The 3,137-nt window shown below is 71.1% G+C and carries 3 protein-coding genes; 1 reads left to right on the top strand and 2 read right to left on the bottom strand.

The window, feature by feature from the left end; all coding sequences use genetic code 11:
* Positions 1-604, bottom strand: a 604-nt coding sequence (locus JMF90_RS30775) for a uroporphyrinogen-III synthase (protein ID WP_201325857.1), incomplete at its 3' end; no start/stop codon positions are given.
* A complete protein-coding gene (hemC, locus tag JMF90_RS30780) occupies positions 604-1,608 on the bottom strand; it encodes a hydroxymethylbilane synthase (RefSeq protein WP_011545947.1) in 1,005 nt (334 codons plus the stop codon). The genes JMF90_RS30775 and hemC, both read right to left, overlap by 1 nt.
* 208 nt (positions 1,609-1,816) lie before the next feature.
* Between hemC and JMF90_RS30785 the strand changes: the two genes are divergently transcribed.
* Positions 1,817-3,137, top strand: a 1,321-nt coding sequence (locus tag JMF90_RS30785; RefSeq protein ID WP_201325858.1) for a phosphoenolpyruvate carboxylase, incomplete at its 3' end; no start/stop codon positions are given.

The following is a 3,137-nucleotide window of genomic DNA, read 5'->3' on the forward strand; positions in this document are numbered from 1 at the left end:
GCGGCTGGCCGTCGAGCAACGCGTGCACGCGCTCCCATGCGCCGACGCGCGGCTCCGGCACGACGCGCCGGTACGCGGCCACGAGCGTGACATCCGCGCCGGCCTCGCGCAGGCGCTCGGCGAGCCATTCGCGCCCGCCGTCGCCGCGCACGATCAGCACGCGCTTGCCCGCGAGCGCCTGCGCGCCGCCGAACGCGACTTCGATGCTCGCGAACAGGCTTTCCGAATCGTAATGGGGCACGCCGCCGTCGGCCGGCGCCTGCGGCGCGATCACGCGATGCGCGGGCGCCGCGATGCCGTGGCGCTCGAGCGCCGCGACGCTGCCGGGCCCGACCACGCCGACCGGCAGCGCATTCGGCCAGATCGCGTCGTACCGCGCGAGCGCGCGGTCGATCGCGTTCGGCGACACGAAGATCACCAGCGCGTAGTCGGCCAGCGCCGCGAACGCGGCGTCGAGCGGCGCCGGATCGTCGACCGGCGCGATATCGATCAGCGGGAATTCGAGCACGTCGCAGCCGGCATCGGCCAGTTGCGCCGCAAGCGCGTCGGACTGCCCGTCCGGACGCGTCAGGACAGCGGTGAACGCGCGCGCGCCGCCCGCCATCAGGCGTCGCCCTTGCCCGCGGCCTGCGAGCTCGCGAGCAGCGCCTGGACGATGTCGAGCGCGCCTTGCGCCTCGAGTTCGTCGGACACCGCGCGGCCGAGCGCGAGCGCATCGGCGACGGTCACGACCGCGCCGCATTCCTCGGCCGTCAGCACGCGCTTGCCGTCGGTGGTCGACACGCGTCCCGTCAGGTACAGCTCGCCCGCGCGCCACACCGCGTGCGCGGCGAGCGGCACCTCGCAACTGCCGCCGAGCGCGCGCGACACCATCCGCTCGGCCTCGACCGCGAGCGCGGTCTGCGGGTCGTGCAGCGGCGCGAGCCACGCGGCGACGTCGTCGCGGTGCGCGGCGATCTCGATGCCGAGCGCGCCCTGGCCCGCCGCGGGCGGGCTGGCCTCGACGTCGAGCAGCGCACGAATCCGCGCTTCGAGGCCGAGGCGTTTCAGGCCGGCGGCCGCGAGGATGATCGCCGCGTAGTCGCCGCGGTCGAGCTTCGCGAGCCGCGTGTCGAGGTTGCCGCGCAGCGGCAGGACCTCGAGATGCGGATAACGCGACCGCAGCATCGCCTCGCGACGCAGGCTCGATGTGCCGACGACCGCGCCGGCCGGCAGCGCGTCGAGCGACGCGTAGTCGTTCGACACGAAGGCATCGCGCGGGTCTTCGCGTTCCATGATCGCGGCGAGCGAGAAGCCGTCGGGCAGCGCCATCGGCACGTCCTTCAGCGAATGCACGGCGAGATCGGCGCGGCCGTCGGCCAGCGCGGCTTCCAGTTCCTTCACGAACAGGCCCTTGCCGCCGACCTTCGACAGCGTGCGATCGAGAATCTGATCGCCGCGCGTCGTCATCCCGAGGATTTTCACGTCACAAGCTGGATATAATTTGCGCAGCGCATCACGCACATGTTCGGCTTGCCACATCGCCAGGCGGCTCTCGCGCGAAGCAATCGTCAACGTCGCGGGCGGCTGTGCCTGCTGCGGCCCGGCCGCGGGGGTCTCGGAATTCATTGCTGGAACATCGAAGGACGGGATTGAAGATCGAACAATGGTAGCACGCACGCCCCGGCCCGCCCGGGCCCGGAGCCTGCGCCCGGCCTGCTTCCGCGCGGGTCGCGGCGCCGTTGTGCGGATGTGCCGCACGTAGCTGGTTGCTTGACCGCAGTTCCCGCAGTTTCCGCAGTTCCTTTTGACTCGAGCTTTCCCAAGGAAACCCATCGTGAAGTCTTCCGGATCGGCGCGTACGGCGCGCCGCAATGCTGCCTTGCCCTCCCCCGATGCCTCGACGGACACCGTCGCCACCGCCGCGAACGGCCGTGCGAAAACGGCAACGAAACCCACGGCAACGAAACCGAAAGACCCGATACGTCAGACAAAACGCACGACGAAAGCCACGAGCCCCGCCGCCCGCAATGCCGTCGCGCCGAAGGCCGGCACCCGCACGCGCGACGACAAGGACGGCCCGCTGTTCGAGGACATCCGCTTCCTCGGCCGCCTGCTCGGCGACGTCGTGCGCGAACAGGAAGGCGATACCGTGTTCGACGTGGTCGAGACGATCCGCCAGACCGCGGTGAAGTTCCGTCGCGAGGACGACAGCGAAGCCGCGCAGACGCTCGAGAAGAAGCTGCGCAAGCTGACGCCGGAGCAGACGGTGAGCGTCGTGCGCGCGTTCAGCTATTTCTCGCACCTCGCGAACATCGCGGAAGACCGTCACCACAACCGCCGCCGCCGCATCCACGCGCTGGCCGGCTCCGCGCCGCAGCCCGGCACGGTCGCGTACGCGCTCGACCAGCTGAAAACCACCGGCAACGCGTCGAAGCGCCTGCTGCAACGCTTCTTCGACGATGCGCTGATCGTGCCGGTGCTGACCGCGCACCCGACCGAAGTGCAGCGCAAGAGCATCCTCGACGCGCAGCACGACATCGCGCGCCTGCTCGCCGAGCGCGACCAGGAACTGACCGCGCGCGAGCGCCAGTACAACGAAACGATGCTGCGCGCGCGCGTGACCGCGCTGTGGCAGACGCGCATGCTGCGCGACGCACGCCTGACGGTGGGCGACGAGATCGAGAACGCGCTGTCGTACTACCGCGCGACGTTCCTCGACGAGTTGCCCGCGCTGTACGGGGACATCGAGGCCGCGCTCGCGGAGCACGGCCTGTCCGCGCGCGTGCCCGCGTTCTTCCAGATGGGCAGCTGGATCGGCGGCGACCGCGACGGCAACCCGAACGTGACCGCGGCGACGCTCGACGAGGCGATCAACCGCCAGGCCGCGGTGATCCTCGAACACTATCTGGAACAGGTGCACAAGCTAGGCGCCGAGTTGTCGGTGTCGAACCTGCTGGTCGGCGCGAACGACGCGGTGAAGGCGCTCGCGGCCGCGTCGCCCGACCAGTCGCCGCACCGCGTCGACGAACCGTATCGCCGCGCGCTGATCGGCATCTACACGCGGCTCGCCGCAAGCGCGCGCGTGCGTCTCGGCGAAGGCACGGTGCCGGTGCGCAGCGCGGGCCGCGGCGCGCCGCCCGTGCGGGCGATTCCGT

Origin of the sequence: Burkholderia sp. E168m23, assembly GCF_016586125.1 — a bacterium.
GTDB lineage: Bacteria > Pseudomonadota > Gammaproteobacteria > Burkholderiales > Burkholderiaceae > Burkholderia > Burkholderia orbicola.

What these genes read in the sequence shown, in the direction of transcription:
- hemC (WP_011545947.1), bottom strand. Translation starts at nt 1,608, where the DNA reads ATGAATTCCGAGACCCCCGCGGCCGGGCCGCAGCAGGCACAGCCGCCC.